General features: G+C 61.9%; 22 protein-coding genes. 15 read left to right on the top strand and 7 right to left on the bottom strand.

Features of this window, described 5'->3' with window-relative positions; translation table 11 throughout:
• Positions 1–264: 264 nt before the first annotated feature.
• The 6 genes from dusB to FX982_RS10495 all read left to right on the top strand — a co-directional run bounded on the left by dusB (position 265) and on the right by FX982_RS10495 (position 8,320).
• Complete coding sequence (gene dusB / locus FX982_RS10520; RefSeq protein ID WP_122533752.1) at positions 265–1,278, top strand: tRNA dihydrouridine synthase DusB; 1,014 nt, start codon at positions 265–267, stop codon at positions 1,276–1,278.
• Positions 1,275–1,595 (top strand): DNA-binding transcriptional regulator Fis, encoded by a 321-nt coding sequence (fis, locus tag FX982_RS10515; RefSeq protein WP_007907419.1) that lies wholly within the window; start codon positions 1,275–1,277, stop codon positions 1,593–1,595. Before dusB ends, fis begins: the two co-directional genes overlap by 4 nt.
• 78 nt (positions 1,596–1,673) lie before the next feature.
• A complete protein-coding gene (gene purH, locus FX982_RS10510; protein ID WP_172610589.1) occupies positions 1,674–3,281 on the top strand; it encodes a bifunctional phosphoribosylaminoimidazolecarboxamide formyltransferase/IMP cyclohydrolase in 1,608 nt (535 codons plus the stop codon).
• Positions 3,282–3,448: 167 nt separating this feature from the next.
• Positions 3,449–4,744 (top strand): phosphoribosylamine--glycine ligase, encoded by a 1,296-nt coding sequence (gene purD / locus FX982_RS10505; protein WP_172610588.1) that lies wholly within the window; start codon positions 3,449–3,451, stop codon positions 4,742–4,744.
• A gap of 125 nt (positions 4,745–4,869) precedes the next feature.
• Positions 4,870–7,656: a hybrid sensor histidine kinase/response regulator gene (locus tag FX982_RS10500; RefSeq protein ID WP_172610587.1), complete on the top strand. Its 2,787-nt coding sequence runs from the start codon at positions 4,870–4,872 to the stop codon at positions 7,654–7,656.
• 67 nt (positions 7,657–7,723) lie between these two features.
• Positions 7,724–8,320 carry a MarC family protein gene (locus FX982_RS10495; protein WP_122625668.1) on the top strand — a complete coding sequence of 199 codons (597 nt, stop codon included), beginning with the start codon at positions 7,724–7,726 and terminating at the stop codon, positions 8,318–8,320.
• A gap of 7 nt (positions 8,321–8,327) precedes the next feature.
• Here FX982_RS10495 and FX982_RS10490 read toward each other — a convergent pair whose 3' ends face one another.
• The 7 genes from FX982_RS10490 to cobG all read right to left on the bottom strand — a co-directional run bounded on the left by FX982_RS10490 (position 8,328) and on the right by cobG (position 15,273).
• A complete protein-coding gene (locus FX982_RS10490) occupies positions 8,328–8,966 on the bottom strand; it encodes a hypothetical protein (RefSeq protein WP_172610586.1) in 639 nt (212 codons plus the stop codon).
• Positions 8,963–9,664 (bottom strand): hypothetical protein, encoded by a 702-nt coding sequence (locus FX982_RS10485; RefSeq protein WP_172610585.1) that lies wholly within the window; start codon positions 9,662–9,664, stop codon positions 8,963–8,965. The genes FX982_RS10490 and FX982_RS10485 overlap by 4 nt, the downstream gene beginning before the upstream one ends.
• A gap of 47 nt (positions 9,665–9,711) precedes the next feature.
• The gene (locus FX982_RS10480) at positions 9,712–10,512 is read right to left on the bottom strand and encodes a hypothetical protein (RefSeq protein WP_172610584.1); all 801 of its coding nucleotides are present in this window, start codon (positions 10,510–10,512) and stop codon (positions 9,712–9,714) included.
• Positions 10,513–10,849: 337 nt separating this feature from the next.
• Positions 10,850–12,571, bottom strand: a complete 1,722-nt coding sequence (gene cobJ / locus FX982_RS10475; protein WP_172610583.1) for a precorrin-3B C(17)-methyltransferase — start codon at positions 12,569–12,571, stop codon at positions 10,850–10,852.
• On the bottom strand, positions 12,571–13,302 hold the full coding sequence (locus tag FX982_RS10470) for a precorrin-2 C(20)-methyltransferase (protein WP_172613026.1): 732 nt from the start codon (positions 13,300–13,302) through the stop codon (positions 12,571–12,573). Before FX982_RS10470 ends, cobJ begins: the two co-directional genes overlap by 1 nt.
• Positions 13,302–13,928, bottom strand: coding sequence for a precorrin-8X methylmutase (locus FX982_RS10465; RefSeq protein ID WP_108119017.1), 627 nt, complete (start codon positions 13,926–13,928; stop codon positions 13,302–13,304). The genes FX982_RS10470 and FX982_RS10465 overlap by 1 nt, the downstream gene beginning before the upstream one ends.
• Positions 13,921–15,273 (bottom strand): precorrin-3B synthase, encoded by a 1,353-nt coding sequence (gene cobG, locus FX982_RS10460; RefSeq protein WP_172610582.1) that lies wholly within the window; start codon positions 15,271–15,273, stop codon positions 13,921–13,923. Before cobG ends, FX982_RS10465 begins: the two co-directional genes overlap by 8 nt.
• 207 nt (positions 15,274–15,480) lie before the next feature.
• On the opposite strand from cobG, the gene cbiE reads away from it, so the two are divergent.
• The 9 genes from cbiE (at position 15,481) to FX982_RS10415 (ending at position 22,219) form a co-directional block, all read left to right on the top strand.
• Positions 15,481–16,683, top strand: coding sequence for a precorrin-6y C5,15-methyltransferase (decarboxylating) subunit CbiE (gene cbiE, locus FX982_RS10455; RefSeq protein WP_172610581.1), 1,203 nt, complete (start codon positions 15,481–15,483; stop codon positions 16,681–16,683).
• Positions 16,683–17,780 (top strand): cobalt-precorrin-5B (C(1))-methyltransferase, encoded by a 1,098-nt coding sequence (locus FX982_RS10450; protein ID WP_172610580.1) that lies wholly within the window; start codon positions 16,683–16,685, stop codon positions 17,778–17,780. Before cbiE ends, FX982_RS10450 begins: the two co-directional genes overlap by 1 nt.
• Entirely contained in the window at positions 17,777–18,514 is a 738-nt protein-coding gene (locus tag FX982_RS10445; RefSeq protein WP_172610579.1) for a cobalt-precorrin-6A reductase, read from the top strand. Before FX982_RS10450 ends, FX982_RS10445 begins: the two co-directional genes overlap by 4 nt.
• A 108-nt stretch (positions 18,515–18,622) precedes the next feature.
• On the top strand, positions 18,623–18,928 hold the full coding sequence (locus FX982_RS10440; protein WP_172610578.1) for a type II toxin-antitoxin system RelE/ParE family toxin: 306 nt from the start codon (positions 18,623–18,625) through the stop codon (positions 18,926–18,928).
• Positions 18,928–19,218, top strand: coding sequence for an addiction module antidote protein (locus FX982_RS10435; protein WP_122533764.1), 291 nt, complete (start codon positions 18,928–18,930; stop codon positions 19,216–19,218). Before FX982_RS10440 ends, FX982_RS10435 begins: the two co-directional genes overlap by 1 nt.
• A gap of 88 nt (positions 19,219–19,306) precedes the next feature.
• On the top strand, positions 19,307–19,732 hold the full coding sequence (locus FX982_RS10430; protein WP_172610577.1) for a DUF2946 family protein: 426 nt from the start codon (positions 19,307–19,309) through the stop codon (positions 19,730–19,732).
• A 50-nt stretch (positions 19,733–19,782) separates the two neighbouring features.
• Positions 19,783–20,259 (top strand): copper chaperone PCu(A)C, encoded by a 477-nt coding sequence (locus FX982_RS10425; protein WP_172610576.1) that lies wholly within the window; start codon positions 19,783–19,785, stop codon positions 20,257–20,259.
• 35 nt (positions 20,260–20,294) lie between these two features.
• Complete coding sequence (locus tag FX982_RS10420; protein ID WP_172613025.1) at positions 20,295–20,762, top strand: DUF2946 domain-containing protein; 468 nt, start codon at positions 20,295–20,297, stop codon at positions 20,760–20,762.
• Between the two features lie 83 nt (positions 20,763–20,845).
• Entirely contained in the window at positions 20,846–22,219 is a 1,374-nt protein-coding gene (locus tag FX982_RS10415; protein ID WP_172610575.1) for a PepSY-associated TM helix domain-containing protein, read from the top strand.
• Positions 22,220–22,261 lie beyond the last annotated feature (42 nt).

The following is a 22,261-nucleotide window of genomic DNA, read 5'->3' as shown; positions in this document are numbered from 1 at the left end:
ACCGGTTTCTCCGCACCGAAATGCAGCACCCTGCGCGGGAGGAGATGCCCGAATTTCGACGACGCTTTTATGACAATTCCGGCCTAAACCTAAACGTTTGCGATAAGAACGGAGCTGTTCAGATTTTATCCAATTCAGCCTTTATCCAGTCATCGAGAGCGGGTATCATGCCCACCCTTTTTCATACTCTGGGTCCCGTCTGAATTGGCGCTGAAGCACTTTTCGGACCAGACCTCGTGATTCGGCCCCACAACAGGTCACCCTATGTCGGCGGTACGCATCGGCCCTTACACATTGCAAAACGGCTTGATTCTCGCCCCGATGGCGGGTGTCACCGACCAGCCCTTCCGACAACTCTGTCGCCAGCTCGGCGCAGGCCTGGTGGTCTCGGAAATGGTCACCAGCGACATGAGCCTCTGGAACAGCCGCAAGTCGCGGTTGCGCATGATTCACGAAGGCGATCCCGAGCCCCGCTCGGTACAGATCGCTGGCGGGGACCCGCAAATGCTTGCGGACGCAGCACGCGCCAACGTCGAACTCGGCGCGCAGATCATCGACATCAACATGGGGTGCCCGGCAAAAAAGGTCTGCAACAAGGCCGCCGGCTCCGCGCTGTTGAAAGATGAACAGTTGGTGACCGAAATCCTGCACGCAGTGGTTGCGGCAGTTGAGGTACCGGTCACGCTGAAGATTCGCACCGGCTGGGACCGGGCGAACAAGAATGGTCTGACCGTCGCCAGAATCGCCGAGCAAGCCGGCATTCAGGCACTGGCGGTGCACGGGCGAACCCGTGCCGATCTCTACACCGGTGAAGCCGAGTACGACACCATCGCCGCCATCAAGCAGGCGGTGTCCATCCCGGTGTTTGCCAATGGCGACATCGATTCACCGGAAAAGGCCCGCTACGTCCTTGACGCGACCGGCGCCGACGGGCTGTTGATTGGCCGGGCTGCCCAGGGGCGCCCATGGATTTTTCGCGAGATAGAACACTACCTGCAGACCGGAGAGAAACTTCCGGGCCTGCCCGTCGGTGAAGTGGAACGCATTCTGCTAGAGCATCTGGCTGCGCTTCACACGTTCTATGGCGACGTGATGGGCGTGAGAATCGCCCGCAAACACGTCGGCTGGTACCTCGCAACGTTGCCGGGCGCCAGGGAGTTTCGCGCCCTTTTCAACCGTTTGGACGATACAGAAGCACAGTGCGCCAACGTTCGGGAGTTCTTTTCCCAGCGCGATAAATCCCGCCCAGCAGGGAACGAAGAAGAGGTGGCCGCATGACGATGATGACTGAGACTTTAGTGAGTGGAACAACACCCGTGAGCGACAACGTCAATTTGAAACAACACCTCAATACGCCGAGCGAAGAGGGTCAGACCCTGCGCGGAAGCGTCGAGAAGGCGTTGCACAACTACTTCGCTCATCTGGAAGGTGCGGCCGTCACTGATGTCTACAACCTGGTGCTCTCGGAAGTCGAGGCGCCGTTGCTCGAGTGCGTGATGAACTACGTCAAGGGCAACCAGACCAAGGCCTCCGAGCTGCTGGGGCTGAATCGCGGCACCCTGCGCAAGAAACTCAAGCAGTACGACCTGCTGTAAGCATCCGAAAAACAAGCGACCTCACTTCAATGCGGTCGTTTTTTTTGCAAAATTCTTTTGCTTTTGATGGAAGTTGAGATGACCGACCAGACGACCCGCCTGCCGATCCGCCGCGCCTTGATCAGCGTATCCGACAAGACCGGCATCCTTGAATTCGCGCGTGAACTCGAAGCCCTCGGTGTCGAGATCCTCTCCACTGGTGGTACGTTCAAGCTGCTCAAGGACAACGGCGTTGCCGCAGTAGAAGTCGCCGACTACACCGGCTTCGCTGAAATGATGGACGGCCGGGTCAAGACACTGCACCCGAAAATCCACGGCGGCATCCTGGGCCGTCGCGGCATCGACGACGCCATCATGAGCGAACATGGCATCAAGCCGATCGACCTGGTCGCCGTGAATCTCTATCCGTTCGAAGCGACAGTTTCCAGGCCGGGCTGCGACCTGCCGACCGCCATCGAAAACATCGATATCGGCGGCCCGACCATGGTGCGCTCCGCCGCTAAAAACCATAAAGACGTCGCCATCGTCGTCAACGCGAGCGATTACCCCAACGTGCTGGAAAGCCTCAAGGCCGGCGGTCTGACCTATGCGCAGCGCTTTGACCTGATGCTCAAGGCTTTCGAGCACACCGCAGCCTACGACGGCATGATCGCCAACTACCTGGGCAGCGTTGACCAATCCGCTGAAACCCTGAGCACCGAAGGCCGCAGTGAATTCCCACGCACCTTCAACACTCAGTTCGTCAAGGCGCAGGAAATGCGCTACGGCGAGAACCCGCACCAGAGCGCGGCGTTCTACGTTGAAGCCAAGCCTGCCGAAGTGGGTATCGCCACCGCGACCCAACTGCAAGGCAAAGAGCTTTCCTACAACAACGTCGCCGATACCGACGCGGCACTTGAGTGCGTGAAGAGCTTCGTCAAACCCGCGTGCGTGATCGTCAAGCACGCCAACCCGTGCGGCGTTGCAGTAAGCCCGGACGCGGAAGGCGGCATTCGTCAGGCCTACGAGCTGGCCTATGCCACTGACAGCGAATCGGCGTTCGGCGGCATTATCGCCTTCAACCGTGAACTGGATGCCGAGACGGCCAAGGCCATCGTCGAGCGTCAGTTCGTCGAAGTGATCATCGCCCCGAGCGTCAGCGCCGAAGCCCAGGCCATCATTGCCAGCAAAGCCAACGTGCGCCTGTTGACCAGCGGCCAGTGGGACGCAGAACGCGCGCCGGCCTGGGATTACAAGCGGGTCAACGGTGGTCTGCTGGTGCAGAGCCGCGACATCGGCATGATCGGCGCCGACGACCTTAAAGTGGTCACCCAGCGCGCGCCGACCGAGCAGGAAGTCCACGACCTGATCTTCGCCTGGAAAGTCGCCAAGTACGTGAAATCCAACGCCATCGTCTATGCCAAGAATCGCCAGACCATCGGCGTCGGCGCAGGCCAGATGAGCCGCGTGAACTCCGCGCGCATTGCTGCGATCAAGGCCGAACACGCCGGTTTGCAGGTGCAGGGCGCTGTCATGGCTTCCGATGCGTTCTTCCCGTTCCGCGACGGCATCGACAACGCGGCCAAGGTCGGCATCACGGCGGTGATCCAGCCAGGCGGTTCGATGCGCGATGCTGAAGTGATCGCCGCAGCGGACGAAGCGGGTATCGCGATGGTCTTCACCGGCATGCGCCATTTCAGGCACTGAGTGCAGCGGCAAGCATCAAGCTGCAAGCGGTAAGTAAAAGCAGATTCGCGTCGCTTTACTCGCCCTTGCAGCCCTATTAATTCAGAGCAATGAGCCGTGATTAAGAGTTGTGCTATCCGCTTTTACTTGCCGCTTGTAGCTTGCAGCTTCTCCGAAGGAGTCCTTCTTTGAATATTTTAATCATTGGCAGCGGTGGCCGTGAACACGCTCTGGCCTGGAAGGTCGCGCAGGACGCTCGTGTCGAGAAAGTCTTCGTCGCCCCGGGCAATGCTGGCACTGCCACTGAAGCCAAGTGCGAAAACGTTGCCATCGACGTACTGGCGCTGGAGCAACTGGCGGATTTCGCCGAGAAGAACGTCGCGCTGACCATCGTCGGTCCGGAAGTCCCGCTGGTGGCCGGTGTCGTTGATCTGTTCCGCGCCCGTGGCCTGAAGTGCTTTGGGCCGACCAAGGGCGCCGCGCAGCTGGAAGGCTCCAAGGCATTCACCAAGGATTTCCTGGCGCGCCACAGTATTCCCTCTGCCGATTACCAGAACTTCACCGAAATCGAACCTGCTCTGGCGTACCTGCAAGAAAAAGGCGCGCCGATCGTTATCAAGGCCGACGGCCTTGCAGCGGGCAAAGGCGTCATCGTCGCAATGACCCTCGCGGAAGCGGAAGACGCCGTGCGTGACATGCTGGCCGGCAATGCCTTCGGCGACGCAGGTTCACGCGTGGTGATCGAAGAATTCCTCGATGGCGAAGAAGCCAGCTTCATCGTCATGGTCGACGGCAAGAACGTGCTGCCCATGGCCACCAGCCAGGACCACAAACGCGTCGGCGACGGCGACAGCGGCCCGAACACCGGCGGCATGGGTGCGTACTCCCCGGCCCCGGTGGTCACCGCCGAGGTTCACCAGCGCGTGATGGATCAGGTCATATGGCCGACCGTCAGGGGCATGGCGGCCGAGGGCAACATTTACACCGGTTTCCTCTATGCTGGTCTGATGATCGACAAGGCCGGCAACCCGAAAGTCATCGAGTTCAACTGCCGCTTTGGCGATCCTGAAACCCAGCCGGTGATGCTGCGTCTGCAATCGAGTCTGGTGGCGCTGGTCGAAGCCGCTCTGGCGCAAACGCTGGATACAGTGGATGCTCAGTGGGACCCGCGACCGAGTCTGGGGATTGTGCTGGCAGCTGGCGGTTATCCGGCCGACTACGCCAAGGGCGACGAGATTCACGGGCTGGACGCTGCGGCCGCGTTGCCCGGTAAAGTGTTTCACGCCGGCACGGCGTTGCAGGATGGCCGCATCGTGACCTCCGGGGGTCGGGTGCTGTGCGCGACAGCGCTGGGCGACACCGTTGGCGATGCCCAGAAACAAGCGTACGCACTGGCGGCAAAGATTGACTGGCAAGGTTGTTTTTACCGCAAGGACATTGGCTACCGCGCCATTGCCCGGGAACGCGGCGAAGATCTGGCGTGAATCTCGGCCCACTGGCGGCTCCTCTGGAGCAGCCAGTGGGACCGGCTTTAGCCGGGTAGGCCCAGGATGAGCAATCAGCCAGTGCGCCAGAGTTAAACAGGCTTCATTCACGAAGGGATTTCGCCGTGCGCTGGCTCAGGATTGCCACTCGTTTGACCGTCACATTGCTGACCCTGCTCTGGATATCCTCGGCCACCGCCGAGGTCAGTGCAGGCTGGTCAACCCTTGTCGACGATCAGGCGAACCTGAACCTCAGCGACATCCGCTCCCCCCATTACGAATCCCAGTTCAGCCCGGTCGAACTCGACAAGGTGCGCGCGACTAACCGCGACGCCGCCCTGTGGCTGCACTATCGCCTGCCCCCCACCACCCATGAACAACTGGTGCGGATCTTCGCGCCCGACCTGGCGACGGTCGATATGTACGTGCTCGACGGCGACAGCCTGATCGATCACTCGCGCTCCGGTAACCGGGTGCCGCGAGAAGCCCAACCCCTGCCGTCACTGGACTTTTTGCTGCCAGTGCCCCACAGCGACAAGCCGCTTGACCTGTATTTGCGCCTCAAGTCCGAGCAGGAACTGCGCCCGAACATCACCTTGCAGTCAGCGGTCTCCAGCGCTGCAGACGAGCGCCGACCGCTGCTGCTCGGTCTGTTCTTCGGCTCACTCGCCATGTTGATCGTGCAGAACATCACGCGGTTCGCCCAGTCCCGCTCGATCAGCAGCTTGTGGCTGGCAGCCTGCGAGGCGTTTCTGGGGCTGAGCGCGCTGCTGTTGCTCAACCTTCAGGCGCCGTGGCTGCCGCGCTGGCACCTGGCGCAGACCCCGAGCGCTCACCTCGCCCTGCTCCTCGCTGCCGCGACGGGGCTGATGTACACGTACTGTTTCTTCATTCAGCGCGGGGTCGAGATGCTCAACCGGCTGCTGATGGGCGTGCTGCTGGTGGTCGGCTTCGGCGCGCTGCTGGTGCTGTTCGTTGAAACGCTGCCGCTGAACATCATGACGTTCCTGTTGGTGGCACTGACCACGGTCAGTATCACGCTGGTGTCGATCTACCACCTGCAGAGAGGTTACTCCCCTGCCCGTCCGTTCGTGATCGCCATGATCGCGTTCAATCTCGGCAACCTGGTGGTGCTGCCGGCCATGCTCTGGCTGACGAGCATTCCTGCGCAGACCCTGATCATCGGGGTGCTGGCGGTGTTTTGCCTGTGCGGTTTGCTGATGAGCATCGCCCTCAGCGAGCGTCATCGCAGCATCACCGAAGACAACTTCAGCATCAGCCGTGAGCTGGCGGCCAGCACCGCAGAAATCAATGCCAAGGCCGAGTTTCTGGCGAAGATCAGTCACGAAATTCGCACCCCCATGAACGGCGTTCTAGGGATGACCGAGCTGCTGCTGGGCACGCCGTTGTCGGTCAAACAGCGCGATTATGTGCAGACCATTCACAGCGCCGGCAATGAACTGCTGACCCTGATCAACGAAATCCTCGACATCACCAAACTGGAGTCCGGGCAGATCGAGCTGGACGACGTGCAGTTCGATCTCAACGCAATGATCGAAGACTGCCTGAGTATCTTCCGCGCCAAGGCGGAGCAGCAAAGTGTCGAGTTGATCAGTTTCATCCAGCCCCAGGTACCGCGCGTCATCAGCGGTGACCCGACACGCCTGCGGCAGACGCTGCTCAGTTTGCTGGAAAACGCATTAAAGAAGACCGACGAGGGCGAGATCCTGTTGGTCGTCGCCCTCGACTCTCGCGGTGGCAAGCCACGACTGCGCATCGCCGTACAGGACAGCGGCACGCCGCTGACGCCCAAGGAACGGGACGCGCTGCTGCACGCCGAGCTGCATAGCAAGAACTTCCTGGCGGCCAGCAAGGTCGGCGGTCACTTGGGACTGGTCATTGCCCGGCAACTGATCCTGTTGATGAACGGCGAGTTCGGCATCCAGAGCGGCACCAATCAGGGCAGCACGCTGTGGCTGAGTCTGCCTCTGGATGCGGAACGACTGGAGCAGCCGCCCGCTGATCTGGACAGCCCCCTCCAAGGGGCGCGGGTTCTGGTGGTCGACGACAACGACACCTGTCGCAAGGTACTGGTCCAGCAGTGCAGCGCCTGGGGGCTGAACGTCAGCGCAGTGCCATCCGGCAAGGAGGCCCTGGCGTTGCTGCGCACAAAAGCTCACTTGCGCGACTATTTCGATATTGTCCTGCTCGACCAGAACATGCCCGGCATGACCGGCATGCAACTGGCCGCCAAGATCAAGGAAGACCCGAGCCTGAACCACGACATTCTGCTGATCATGCTCACGGGCATCAGCAACGCGCCGAGCAAGATCATCGCGCGCAATGCAGGGGTCAAACGCATCCTCGCCAAACCGGTCGCCGGGTACACGCTGAAGACAACACTGGCGGACGAGCTCAATCAACGCAACAAAGGCAATGCGCCCTTCTCTGCCGTACCCGGGTTGATCAGCGATATTAACGTGCCCAGCGACTTCCGCATTCTGGTCGCCGAAGACAACAGCATTTCCACCAAGGTCATTCGGGGCATGCTCGGCAAGCTCAACCTGCAGCCGGACACCGCCAGCAACGGCGAAGAAGCGCTGCTGGCGATGAAGACCCAGCGCTATGACCTGGTGCTGATGGACTGCGAAATGCCGATCCTCGACGGCTTTTCGGCGACGCAGCAGTTCCGCGCCTGGGAAACCGGCAACCAACGCATCCGCACCCCTGTGGTGGCGTTGACCGCGCACATTCTGGCGGAGCACAAGGATCGCGCGCGCCAGTCCGGCATGGATGGCCACATGTCCAAGCCGGTGGAGATGTCACAGCTACGCGATCTGGTCGAATACTGGGTGGAGCAACGTGCTCGGGATGAGGCCACCCGCGGCGAAGACCGTTATGAGCAAAACTGACCGCCAAGTGGCCGTGACGGGCTGATAGACTTGGCGCCGTCCCAGTCTGCTGCCATGAGCTCAAACCATGCTTCACGTGCTGTTCAGCGTTTACCTGAAGATGCTGGTGCTCTATAGCCCATTCTTCGTCCTGTCCTGTTTCATTTCCCTGAGCCGCGGTTATTCGCGCAAGGAACGTCGGCACCTGGCGTGGAAAATCGCCTTGGCGACTCTGGTTTCCAGCGTCTTGCTGTACCTGTTCGGACGGGTGATTTTCGGGGTCTTCGGCATCACCGCCGACGCCTTCAGAATAGGCGCCGGCAGCGTGCTCTTCATCTCAGCCCTGGCCATGGCCCAGGGCAAATCCGGCGTGCAGACCGACAACGTTCAGCAGGACGTCGCCATCGTGCCCCTGACCATCCCCATCACCGTCGGTCCCGGCACCATTGGCGCACTGCTGGTCATGGGCATCAGCCAGCCGCACTGGGATGACAAACTCACCGCCATCGTCAGCATTGCGCTGGCCAGCCTGACGGTGGGGGTCATTCTTTATCTGTCCAACAGCATCGAGCGTATTTTGGGGGATCAGGGGCTACAGATCGTCAGCCGCCTGATGGGGCTTTTCGTTTGTGCCCTCGCGGCCCAGATCATCTTTACGGGCATCAAAGGCTACCTGCTGACCTGAGGCGCGCTCAGAGCGCAAAGGTCTGGACGGCCAGCGCTCCCTGGGCATCGAGCTCCCTTGCGACGGTATCGCGATGCTTCGCATAATCCAGACGGTCAAAACGGTAGACCCCTCCCGTGATACGCAACGTCAGCTCACCGCGTGAGTCAGACCAGAAGTCGAAATCCCGCGTCTCGACGATACCTGTCATCTGGATGCCGCACAGCAGCACCATCAAAGCACCTGTTGAATCCACTGCGCACGGTATGACCTGGAAACCTGCGATGACGCTGTGCCCGTTGATGCTTTCAAAAAAGTGCTCCGCGTGGTGGTGAATCTGCATGGCCTGAAGCGACGCCTTCGCCTGTCGCGCCAACCGAGCGGAGCCGCGTGATTCGATAACACTGAAGCTGATTTCCTCCAGTTCCGATGCGCTCCCGATCACCATCGGTTCATGAATGATCGGGCTCAGTTTCCTGAAGCTTCGCTGCTCCAGTGCCTTGCCATACCGGTATGCCCAGTAGGTGAAATGTTCATCCCGACTGACTTTACCCGCCACACGCTCGGCTCGCAGCAGGCAGTCAAATAGATCCGCGCGGTCCTGCTTCTTGATATCGGCGGACAACGATACCAGACCGTTACCAACCACCGCGCCTGTAGCGCTCATGTGTCATCTCCTGCCAATGCACACACTAACGTGGGGCGACGATCTTCCAGTGCCTGGCTGACGTTTTTGCGCAGGGGCGTGTAAACCAGGTCCATCAGCCGCAGCGAATAGAAGCGCAGGTCGATATTGCCAACGATGTCGGCGGGATGGAGTGTTTCGAACAGAAAGTCATTCTTCAGTGCAGTCCGGTGAGCAAAACTGATGAGGGCAACGGACAGCGCTGCGTTCTCGTTCAGGAAAGCGATCTGCAGCACCACCTTCTGCCCACGTTGCACATCGCCGGATTTCGGAACGATCGGTTCAAGCGCATGACCGGCAAGCAGTTCGACCGCTGGCTGAATGGGCTGGCTTGAGAATGAGCGCTTCAGGACAGACTCTCCGTCAACCAACATGTCGTTGGGCATGAAAAGCGGCCAGTTGCTCTTCAACCATGTCCACACCGAGCCCGGCCCGAGGTCCAGCGCTGGGCAACTCAGCGTTTCATGGGTGTTCAGCGCCCAGCCGAAGCGGATCAAGGCAGCCAGCCAGGTGTCGTGCCACGCGGAGGATGGTGCGAAGCGGGGGTGTCTTTTGGTCGCTGCAAGCTGTGCATAGAGTGCGCAATCAGCTGCGTCACTTTTCTGTAGATCAGTGCAGGCACGGTGCATGAACAACAAGCACCCTGCGCTGACCTGCGTTTCGATCATTCCCTGATGCATGGCACATCTCCTTGAGAAGGAGGCGACGAGCGCCTCCTGCCAACTGATCAAATCTCGAATTCCTCGATGGCGGCGGAGGCGCTCTTGTTCAAACGCTGCCGGATCTGTGTACGCAGTGACGCGTAGAGGCGTGTGTCCAGCACCAGATGGTTCTCACCCCGGAAAGCGGTGACTTCAGCACTGTTCCATTCCCAGAAGAGGACGTTGGTGACGGCCGAATCGGTGGAGAAACTGACCGCACCCATTGCCAGATTGACAGTGCCGTCGCTGGATTCGGAACAGGCGCCGATGCGGAAATTCGCGCCACGGTGGGTCTTGGTCTGACGCTCGAAAATTCGCAGCGGTTTTTCCTGAGCCTTCAGCGCGGCCACGGCATCACCCGCGACTTTCAACATGGCGACGGACGCGGGACCTGGCAGCGCTGCGGCTGCGATGGCGGAAGAGATGATCTCAAGCCCCGCTTGCTCCATGCTGAATCGACGGTGCGTCGAGTAATAGCGACTGTACCTCCAGTTGGTGGAAAACCAGCCCAGCGCCGTCAACACATCGTTGTACTGCTTGTACCACTGCTCGCTTTGCTTCTCCGGGTTGAACGCTTTGTTGGCGACCAGCGTCGCGAACAGAAGGGAGTCCATGACGTCTTCTTTGTTCTGCCGCGAAACGCCTTCTGCGAAGGCCAACAAGTTGCTGCCTACAACTGCAGCCTGGCTCGGTTCTTCCAGCAGGCGTGGCACCGGGGCATCCATTGCCGAGACGTGCTCGATCAACGAGTGGGTGCAGTTGGCCAACTCGCAATGGTTGATGAAAGCGCTACGTTCAGCGGAGGTCATGCTTGTGTCGTGTTTCATTCGTCAATCCTTTAACTGGTGGGTACGTCCGTCGTGGACACCTCCGAGATTAACGAACATTTCCCGGCGCGCCACCCGTGGTTCGGGAGACGGTTCGGCACATTCAGACAAGTGTTAATACGGAGCGACTGCACCGTGCCCTAATCCTGGGAGAAGCAAAATTCAATCAAAGCAAAGGGTTGGGAGAGGCGCCATGGGAAGCTGCAGAAGCGGGCGACGCGCGCAGTCGCCTCCCGCCTGACGCTTCTGCAAGCGGCTGGATCGGTTTCGCCATCGACTGGCTGATTGGCCTGCGTCAGCTATGAGACAAATCCCACAGCGCAAACCGAACCGTAGCTCAGGTCGGCTTGGCGCCGTACCAACGCGGCGTGTAGACCCACGACTCACCATTGGCGCGCGGGAACACGCAGGTCAACGACGACCCCACCAGCACCATCGTGCGCATGTCGACGTGCTCCGGCGTCAGCTCGCCGAGGGTGATGACCCGCAACGTCTGCGCTGGCCGACCCACATCACGTCCCAGGGTCACCGGGGTTTCCGGGCCGCGATGCTGGCGCACGATTTCCAGGGCACGCCCCAACTGCCATGGGCGGGAACGCGAGATCGGGTTGTAGAACGCCAGCGCCAGATCGGCCTGACAGGCCAGATCCAGGCGCTTCTCGATGACCTCCCAGGGCTTGAGGTTGTCCGACAGGGACATGACGCAGAAGTCATGACCCAACGGCGCACCCGCCAGCGCGGCGGTTGCCAGCGAGGCTGACACGCCCGGCAGTATGTGCAAGTCCACCCGGTGCCAGTCGGGATTACCCGATTCGTGCAGCGCTTCCAGCACCGCTGCAGCCATGGCGAATACGCCGGGGTCACCCGATGAAACCACCACCACCGAACGGCCTTCAGCGGCCAGCTCGAAGGCATGCCGGGCGCGGAGCATTTCTTCGCGGTTGTCAGTGCAGTGCAGCACTTGGTCGGCGCGGAACGGCCCGGCCATGCGTACGTACGTCTCATAGCCGAGCACATCGTTGGCACGCGCCAGCTCGGCCTTTACGGCGGGAATCATGAAGTCGGTCGCGCCGGGGCCGAGGCCGATGACCGCCAGCCGCCCCCGTGCAAAGCCGATGTGTGAAATGTCCAAAGGTTGCGGCGCGACGGCAATGGCGATGCCCGCCGCCGGGGTGAGCGGTGGCAACAGCTGCGGCAATACCTGCTGGGTCATTTCCGCAGGAGTACCGCCGGCGGTGAAACGCAGCGCAACGCCCAGTGATTCGGCAGCCGCGTGCAGAGAAGGATTGGCCATTTCGGCCTTGCTGGCCAGCAGGCAGCCCAGCGCCTGCACGGCAATGCGCGAATCATGCAGCGCGGCTTTCACGGCATCGGCCACTGCCTCGCCGGAATCGGCCAGATCCCCGCTCAGCGCCACCAGCACGTTGCGTGGGTAGATCAACAATTCGTGGTCGCTGAGTTCTCGCTCGGCATAGCCGACGTGGATCGCCAACTGCGCCTGATCATCTTCAGGCAACTGCGCCTGAGCCAGCCAGGGCGCGACCCCCTCGATGCGCACGCTTTCGCCCGACAGCAAATCGCTGACAAAGCGCTTGCCCAGCTCCAGATCACCCAATGCATAACCAGCTGGCGGATTGAGCAGGCAGGTGCCGAAGCGCAACTCGCCGCTGGTGGTAATAGCCGCTGCGGTGTTCAGCGCGGCCGCGATTTCCCGGGCCATCACATTGACGCCGCCCAGTCCTCCCAGCAGCGGCACGACTGCGCTGCCATCTTCAGCGACGGCCAGCACCGGCGGCTCGACGCCCTTTTCCAGCAACACCGGCGCCAGCGTGCGGATGACGATGCCCGCTGCGCACAGCGCAATGATCGGCGTGTCTTGCTGATAAAGCTGGCGCAGCGTCGCACCAAATTCCGAGTAGCTGCGGTCGGCGTCTTCGATGCGTTCGGCCAGCCCGTAAATCAGCGCTTGGGGGTACAGCTGCTGGATACGTCGCGCCGTCGCCAGCGCGCCTTTGCCCAGAATGACAATCGCCGGGGCCTTGATGTTGGTCGTGCCCATCAGCCTTGCCACCGTTCGCCGGGGACAATGATCAGAGAAAAATAGGGCGACGACATCGGGTCAACCTCGGCCAGCGGCACGATCTTCTGATTGACCATGGTTGCGCGCTCGACGTACAGCGCGCGATCCGCCAGGCCGGTTTCAATCAGCACCTGACGTACTTTCGGCAGGTTGCGCCCCAGTTTCATGATCACCGCAGCGTCGGCATCCTGAAGCTTGCGTTTCAGCTCTTCGGCAGACAACACACCGGACAGCACCGACAGGCTTTGATTGCGGTACACCAGCGGCGCGCCCAGCACCGACGCGCCGCCGAGCATCGAACAGACGCCCGGGATGACTTCGGCGTCGTAGTGATTGGCGAGACGATCGTGCAGGTACATGTACGACCCATAGAACATCGGGTCGCCTTCGCAGATCACCGCCACGTCGCGGCCGGCGTCCAGGTGCGCGGCCAGATCGGCGCTGCAGCGATCGTAGAACTCGCTGATCACCCGCTCGTAGGACATCGGCGCGGGCAGCGCCTCGGTGGTCACCGGGTACACCAGCGGCATCAGCGTCTGGGCTTGCTGCAAGTGGCCTTCGATGATGCCGAACGCATTGCCCTTCTTGCCCTTGGCGACGAAGTACGCGACCACCGGCGACTCTCGCAGCAGGCGCAGCGCCTTGACGGTAATGAGTTCCGGATCACCCGGCCCCACGCCCAGGCCAATCAGACGACCGCGTGGTGCCATCATTCGATCTCCGTGGCGAGTGAGTTGACCGCCGCGGCAGCCATGGCGCTGCCACCGCGACGGCCCTGCATGATCACGTAAGGCACGCCGCGGCTGTCGGCAGCCAGCATGTCCTTGGATTCAGCGGCGCCGACGAAACCCACTGGAAACCCGAGGATCAGCGCAGGTTTCGGCGCGCCGGCATCGAGCATTTCCAGCAGGTAGAACAGCGCAGTCGGTGCGTTGCCGATCACTACAACCGCCCCTTCCAGGTGCGGGCGCCAGAGCTCCAGCGCCGCCGCCGAGCGGGTGTTGCCCAGCTCACGGGCCATCTCGGGCACGCGTTCGTTTTTCAGGGTGCAGATCACCTGGTTGTTAGCGGGCAGCCGCGTGCGCGTGACCCCTTCGGCCACCATGTGCGCATCACACAGAATCGGCGCACCGGCGGCCAGCGCGCGGCGACCTGCCGTGCCTGCACCGGGCGAAAAACGCAGGCCTTCGACGGCATCGACCATGCCGCAGGCGTGAATCACCCGTACGGCGAGTTTTTCCAGGTCGGCCGGGATGGAATCGAGCCGGGCTTCGGCACGAATGATCGCGAAGGAGTTGCGGTAGATCTCCTGGCCGTCGCGGATGTAATCAATCATGGGTGTTGCTCCGTGAGTCGGCGGTCAACAACGCGCCGACTGCTTCAATAGTGAGGTCACGTGCATGCAGATCGCCGAACCCGGACATTCCTGCATGACGAAAATAAAGGTCGTAACGACCGGGCGACGCTGCCAGCAGGGTCACCGGCATCACGTGCGCAGCAGCGCATGAACGCGCGCAGCCGGACAGATGTACCGCGCGGCTGATGGCGTTTTCTTGCAGCAACGTCGCCAGGCGCAGCCCGTCGGCCTTGGTGTCGGCCAACCCTTTAGCGCAGGCAGCGGAGCCGGTGCAGGCGACAATTTTGGTCAGCGACTGAGTAGCATCGACGAGCAAGCCCGCATTGCTCAAGCCATCCATCACGGCTGCCGACTTGGCTGTCGGGACATTTCGCAGCATCAGGCTCTGCCACGGTGTCATGCACAACTGACCGTCGCCGAACGCAGTCGCCAATCGGGCGGCTTCACGCAACATGGACGGCCGCAGACGCCCCAACGGCACGCCCGCGCCCACCGCCACGATGCCGGCTGATGCCTGGGGATACGTGCTGATGTGCGCAAAAGATCGTGCAGGCGCGCGCCGCCAGTCGGTTACTTTTCGATCAATCACCAGTCGCTGCGGCAAATGCCCGGCAACGTGTTCGATGAATTGCGCAACGGTGACTTCTTTCAGCAAGTCCCGCATGCGTGCCTGATCGGGGCGAGCGAGAGCCAGGAATGTTTCCAGTACCGCAACGACCAACGCGTGCGCTGCATCCGGCGCCACCGCAGCCACCGGCGACTCGGTGGCCGAACAGCCCGCCAGCCCAAATCCCAGCAGCGTCTGGCCGTCGACCTGCAACGCGGACAGCCAGAGATCATGGGGATGCTCAAGCATCGCCAAGCCCTCGCCGCCGTCCAGCGACAGCGCGAACTTGGGCGACAGTTCATGGAAACGCGGGTGGTGCTCAAGAGAATGCAGGATCTGCCCGGCCAGCGGACGCACATCCAGCAGCTGCTGCGGATCGAGGCCTGCGGTGGGGCTGAGCATCAGATTGCGTACGTCGTCGCTGGCCGGATTGCTCGGCCCCAGACCGGCATCGAGCAGGCGGGCAATCAGCCCGTCGTGGTCGGCGCCGATGCCGCGAATCTGCAGGTTGCCCCGATTGGTCGCCTCGATCACGCCACCTGCGAACCCCTCGGCGGCACTTGCCACGGCCAGCGCCTGATCCGCTGAAAGCACCCCGCCCGGCAGCTTGATCCGGCAGATCCCGCCATCCAGCGCCGGGACGATACGCAGCAACCCCGGACAAGCCGAGGGGCGAAGGGGCGTAGCGGATAGGCGAGCGGACAACGGCTCGGTCAATGGGTCACCTGGTGCGAACGGGCGGACGCGTAGAGAAACGAAAAGTTACAGGGGCCGTATTATGCCTGCTTTGGCCGTTACCATGAAAAGACGCTCTGTCGGATTCATAAAGCCATACGAACCGGGCCCGCCAGCGCGGTATCATGCCGGCCACTTTCACGGGCCGATATGACAGGCCTGTCGCACGTATTTGGTGGAGGGCAATTCATGTCACCGTGGCTGACAGTCGTGGGAATCGGTGAGGACGGGTATAAAGGTCTGGCCCGGAACGCTCGGCACGCGCTGTTGCAGGCGCGGCAGGTGTTTGGCGGCGCACGGCAGCTGGCCTTGCTGCCGCCGTGCATCCAGGCCGAGCAGCGCCAGTGGCCGAGCCCGTTTTCCCTGAGCCCGGTGCTGGAACAGCGCGGCGCCCCGGTCTGCGTGCTGGCCAGCGGCGATCCCATGTTGTTCGGCGTCGGCGCAAGCCTGTCGAAACACGTCCCCCTCGCTGAGATGCGGGTAATTCCCGCGCCCTCTTCCTATTCGTTGGCGGCGGCCCGTCTGGGTTGGGCGTTGCAGGACGTGGTAACGCTGTCAGTCGTCGCCCGTCCCGTCGCCGCGTTGAATGCCCACCTGCAAAACGGGCTGCGCCTGCTGGTGCTGAGCAACGACGGCTCTAGCCCGGCGGCTATCGCGGCGCAGCTCCGCGACCGCGGCTTTGGCCCGAGCCGTATGATCGTCCTCGAACACTTGGGCGGTAGCGCCGAGCGACAGATCGAAGGCACCGCCGGTGAGTGGAGCCCCGCCGACATCGCGGCGCTGAACCTGGTCGCCATCGAGTGCCGCGCACAGCCTGATGCACTGCGTCTGTCGCCACTCGGCGGTCTGCCGGACGAGGCGTTTCGGCATGACGGTCAGCTCACCAAACGCGACGTGCGCGCGATTACCCTGGCTCGCCTCGCGCCCGTTCCCGGCGAATTGCTGTGGGACGTGGGCGCGGGATGCGGCTCCATCGGCATCGAGTGGATGCGTGCGCACTCGACCTGCCGTGCCATCGCTGTTGAGGCCGATGAGGGACGGCAACACCTGATCGAATTCAATCGCGATGCACTGGGCGTGCCCGGTCTTCAACTGATTCGCGGACGCGCCCCCGATGCGCTTGAGGGCCTTGAGCAGCCGGACGCCATCTTCATCGGCGGCGGCGTGACGCGGGAAGGTGTGCTGCACGCATGCTGGCAAAACCTGCGTTCGGGCGGGCGGTTGGTGGCTAATGCGGTCACGCTGCAAAGCGAGGCGATGCTGGTGAACTGGCGCGAGCAGCATGGAGGTGAACTGACCCGCATCCATCTGGCCCACGCCAAACCGCTGGGCGAATTCGACACCTGGCGTCAGGCGCTGCCGATCACCCTGCTCGAAGCGATCAAACCCTGATGCGCGACGAAACCGCCGAACAACCCGCTCCGCTGCGCAGTGGCTTGACCACCGGCAGCTGCGCCACGGCGACGTCCCTCGCCGCCGCGCGCCTGCTGCTGGCCGGCGAAACCAACGATGCCATCGACATCACATTGCCCAAGGGCAAGTCCGTGCAGATGCGCCTGGAGTTCTGCCGGCTGATTGCAAGCGGCGCCGAGGCCGGCACGCTCAAGGATGCCGGGGATGACCCGGACGTGACCCACGGCGCGCTGGTGTCTGCCCAAGTCAGGCTGATCCATGAGCCTGGCGTGCGATTTGTGGCGGGCGAAGGCGTCGGTACCGTCACCCGCCCGGGTCTGGTGCTGGGTGTCGGCGAGCCGGCGATCAATCCGGTGCCGCGCAGGATGATGGCCGAACACCTCACGCAACTGGCGCAAGACGTCGGCTATAGCGGCGGGTTTGAAGTGACGGTTTGCGTCGAAAACGGCAGCGCGCTGGCGCTGAAAACCATGAACCCGCGGCTGGGAATTCTCGGCGGCCTATCGATTCTGGGCACCAGCGGCATCGTCCGGCCCTTCTCCTGCGCGGCGTACATCGCGTCGATCCACCAAGGCATCGATGTCGCTCGCACCAACGGTTACCAGCACATCGCCGCCTGCACCGGCAACGCCAGCGAAGACACGATGCGTCGGGTGTATCAAATCCCCGACATCGCACTGATCGAGATGGGGGATTTTGTCGGCGCCGTGCTCAAGCACCTGCGCAAAACCCCGGTCGAGCGGCTGAGCGTCTGCGGCGGCTTTGGCAAGATCAGCAAGCTGGCGGCGGGCCACATGGACCTGCACAGCCGCCATTCCAGTATCGATCTGGTTCAGCTCGCGCGATGGGCCGCCGACGTGGGCGCGGACGCCGAGCTGCAACAACGCATTTGCGGGGCCAATACCAGTCAGCAAGCGCTGGCCATGGCCTCGGCCGTCGGCATCGCGCTGGGTGATGCGGTGTGTCAGCACGCGCTGAATTTCGCCCGCAGCGTGGTGCCTACACAGGTTCAGGTCGAGGTCTTTGCCATCGACCGACAGGGCGGGATCGTCGGCCACGCGGGAGGCTTCATTTGAAACCACACACCGTAAAACGCGTGTTGTTGCTCGGCGGCGTCACCGAAGCACTGGTGATCGCCCGCACGCTTGGCCCTCAGCATATTTACAGCCTGGCAGGCGTGGGCCGCGTGCCCACCGACTTGCGCTGTGAAGTCCGTGTCGGCGGGTTCGGCGGCGCTGAAGGTTTGGCAAACTTCGTACAGCAGACAGGCATCGATCTGATCCTGGATGCGACTCACCCTTACGCTGCGCAGATCAGCCAGAACGCAGTGGCTGCTTCAAAGATGACCGGTGTCCCCTGCTGGGCATTGCGTCGCCCGGCGTGGCAGGCAGGGCCGGACGATGACTGGCGCGAAGTCGCGGACTGGGCAGAATTGATCGCCGCCCTCGCTCCCTTTCAGCGCCCCCTGTTCACCTTGGGCCGCGAACCTTTGCAGCATCTGCACGAGATTCCACCCCATCAGTTCTGGACGCTACGGGCCCTGGACATTTACCCCGGCAATGAACGCTGTGAAGTCATCGGCGCGCGTGGGCCTTTCCTTCTCGAAGAAGAGCGCGAGCTGTTCGAGACTCGCAACATCGACGTCCTCATCAGCAAGAACAGCGGCAGCACGGCGACCGAGCCGAAGCTGGAAGTGGCACGGCAGCGCGGGATGCCGGTGTTGGTATTGAAGCGGCCGGTGTTGCCGGAGGTGGATCGGGCGTTCTGGAGTGTGGGTGAGGTGCTGGATACGTTGCGGGACGTGGGCTGACGCGGGTCGAAGATACCGTGAAAATCGTCTGGGTTTGCGGATCGGTCTGACTTCCACCGTCTGACTCGCCTGACATCGGAAATGTATCCTCCGGGATACCTTTCCCGTATGATTTTTTTCGAACGATCCACCTCATTCAACAAGTGGTTGACGTCTTTGAAGGACAAGACCGGGCAACAGCGCATCATTGCGCGGATTCGATCAGCACAGCGAGGCAACTTTGGAGATTGTGAATCAGTAGGTAGCAGCGTTTTTGAAATGCGTGTTCACTACGGGCCGGGTTATCGAATTTATCTGACCCGCCATGGGAACGCGATCTATCTGCTTCTAGTTGGTGGGGACAAATCGACTCAGAAAACGGATATCAGACGTGCCAGGGAAATGGCGGAACGCCTCACGGCGAGGGAACAATGATGAAAGAAGAATTCAAACCGTTCGACGCAGCGGAATACTTGGAGACGGTTGAAGACATGGCGGGCTATCTCGATGCCTGTCTCGATGAGGACACCGGTGACGGCATGCTAGTCCGACTGGCCCTGAAAGACATTGCGCGCGCATATGGGATGACGCAGATTGCACGCGACACGGGTTTAGGCCGCGAAAGTCTGTACAAGGCATTAGGCAGAGGCGGCAACCCCGAATTCGCCACCATCATGAAGGTCATCAAAGCCTTGGGCCTGAAACTCCACGCTTCCACCGCCTGAAACCCTGCTGAACCCTTCCTGAACCAAACCCGCCGCGCGACATAACGTCGCGGGCGGGCTTTTTACATCTGGCGGCCGATCAGGCTAAATGGCCGACATGAAAAAACAACAAGATCAAATCATCACGCAGAAGCGGCGCCGGGCCTTTGCCTGGGTGGCCTGTTTCACGTTGCTGTTCGGCGTGCTGGCGATGCCGATGACGCCCACCATGCCGCGCCCCGAGGGTGAGCGGCTGGTCTGGGGAAGCGCCTGCACTGGCGCTGCGTCCCGACTGGCCAATACGCCCGTTGAAGTCATCGATAAACAATCGCCCTATCACCCCGACATCGCGTTCATGCGGCATTGCGACTGCTGCACCCACGCCACGCCATTGGTTGCGGTACCGACCAGCGTCGGTTTAGGGCTCTTTGCCCTCATCGAACCGGTGCGCTTCCCTGTCGCGGTATTGGTGCTGCGCGCGCCGCCTCGTCAGCACTGGCCTGACCGTAATCCGCACGCGTCACCCCGGGTCTGATGTGTCGATCGTGCCGTCGCGTACCTGAATGAACCCGGAGACCTGCGTAGATGCTGAACAAAATCCTCGTGCTGATCGCCCTTGCGCTGCCAGCCGCTTTCGTTGAAGCCCAGGATTACGCCAAGGGGCAACTGCGCGTTGCGCAACCATGGTCAATGGCATTACCGCCCAACGCGCCCACCGTCGCGGCCTATTTTGTGATCACCAACAGCGGCCCCGACACCGATAGGCTGGAAGCGGTCGACAGCCCCATCGCCGGTGCCGCCCAGTTGCACGAGCACATCAATCAGAATGGACTGATGAAGATGCAGCACGTCGAGACGGTGGATGTCCCTGCCGGGGGCACCGTGACATTCGCGCCCATGGCCTATCACGTCATGTTGCTGGACCTGAAAGACCGCAGCCGACTTATCGACGGTCAGACCTTCCCGCTGACCCTGCATTTTCAAAAAGCGGGCGACCTCACCGTCGACGTTGTGGTACTGAAACAGCCACCCGATGCTGCCGCTCCGGCCCACGCCCACTGACCCGCCGAAGACCGACACCGCCCACCTTGAACCGCCTGCCCGCGACCCGCGCCAGATCCGCCCCCGCCCCTCGTCATCCGCAGGGCGCCTGGCTGAGCCTGTTCGCCATGCTGATGATCTTCATCGGCCCGCTGATTTCGCAATCCATGCCCATGGAGCATCACAGCGGCATGGCGATGCCTGCGTCGGCATCCATGTCGATGTCGATGCACGGCGAAATGGACATGTCGGCGTCGATGGACCTGGAGATGGGCGCGGGTGAGCACAGCGGCCATGCCAAGGTCGAGCAGAACGTCGGCGTCGATCACATCATCTGGGCAAAGTGCGGGTATTGCACGCTGCTGTTCAGCTGCCCGGCGCTGACCAAAACCGTGGCCGTCCTGGCGCCTGTCCCGCCGAGACCCGCCGACTTCTACAACGAGGCCACCCAACTCGGCCACGCCCAGCGCAGCGTCTTCCTTAACGCCCGCAGTCGCGCACCGCCCTTCTCGTCAGTCGCCTGAATACCAAATTTAATCGCACCCGCTGACGGCTTTATGGCCGTCCGCGGGTTGCGGCGTGTTTTCCCTGACGGGAGCGTTGCACCATGTCCAAACCGAATGTGTCTTTCTACAACCTGGCGTGGCGATGGCATTTCTATGCCGGCCTGTTCGTCGCGCCATTCATGATCCTGCTGGCGGTCACCGGGATCATCTACTTGTTCAAGCCGCAGCTTGACGCGCTGATGTACGGCGACCTGCTGACGGTCAAACCCGCTCACCACTCACTCAGTGCCGACGACCTGCAAAAGCGCGTGCTGACGACTTATCCGCAGGCCCAGGTGAGCAAATACCTGCCGCCGCTGAATGCCGAGGGCAGCGCGCAGTTCGTGGTCAACAATGACGGCCGCGAGGTGAACGTGTTCATCGATCCGTACAGCGGCACGGTGCTTGGCACTCAGGACGCAAAGCAAAACCTGCAAGCCATCGCGCGCGAACTGCACGGCGAACTGATGATCGGCACGGTCGGCGATCGGCTGGTAGAACTGGCCGCCGGCTGGGGCATCGTGTTGGTGGTTTCAGGTGTGTATCTGTGGTGGCCGCGAGGTCGATCACCGGCCGGCGTGCTCTGGCCTCGCGTCAGCGCGCGAGGTCGCATTCTCTGGCGTGACCTGCACGCGGTGACCGGATTCTGGGGGTCGGTGGCGCTGCTGTTCATGCTGCTGAGCGGCATGACCTGGACCGGCATGTGGGGAAAGGTCTACGCCGATGTCTGGAACACTTTTCCGCCGGCCATGTGGAATGACGTGCCCAAGTCGGGCAAACAGGCTGGCGCCTTGAACAGTGCCAGCGCGCAAACGGTTCCGTGGGCCATGGAAAACACGCCGATGCCGGTGTCGTCGGGGGATCACGCCGAGCACATGAATCACGCGCACATGTCCAGCGCTCCTGCGGCGCCGGGCATTTCCCTTCAGCAAGTGGTGGACATCGCCAGGGCGCGCAACATCGAGCCGGGCTACAGCATCACCCAACCGAAAACGGCTGACGGCGTGTTCACCGTTTCCGTGTTCGCCGATGACCCGCGCAACGACGCCACGCTGCATGTGGATCAGTACACCGGCAAGGTGCTGGCGGATGTGCGTTACAGCGATTACAGCACCGTGTCCAAAGCCACCGAACTGGGCGTAATGCTGCACGAAGGCAAGATGTACGGCTGGGTAAACCAGCTGCTGATTCTGTTCATCTGCCTGATGGTGCTGCTGAGTTCGGTGAGCGGGATCGTGATCTGGTGGAAGCGTCGCCCGCAAAACGGCTTCGGCGTTCCGCCCCTGCGTCATGACCTGCCACGCTGGAAAACCGCAACAGTAGTGATGATCCTGCTGGGCCTCGCGTTTCCGCTGGTGGGCGTTTCAATGCTGGCGGTGTGGCTGCTCGATCGAATAGTGCGTTCGCGCTTTGCCAAAACAGCGACAACAGCTTAGATTGCGTCTCGCGGGGCCTGGAACCCTCTTTGGGTGGTTTAG

It is taken from the genome of Pseudomonas graminis (assembly GCF_013201545.1).
GTDB lineage: Bacteria > Pseudomonadota > Gammaproteobacteria > Pseudomonadales > Pseudomonadaceae > Aquipseudomonas.
The sequence above is the reverse complement of the archived record's forward strand: the minus strand, read 5'-3'. Positions and strand labels throughout refer to the sequence as shown.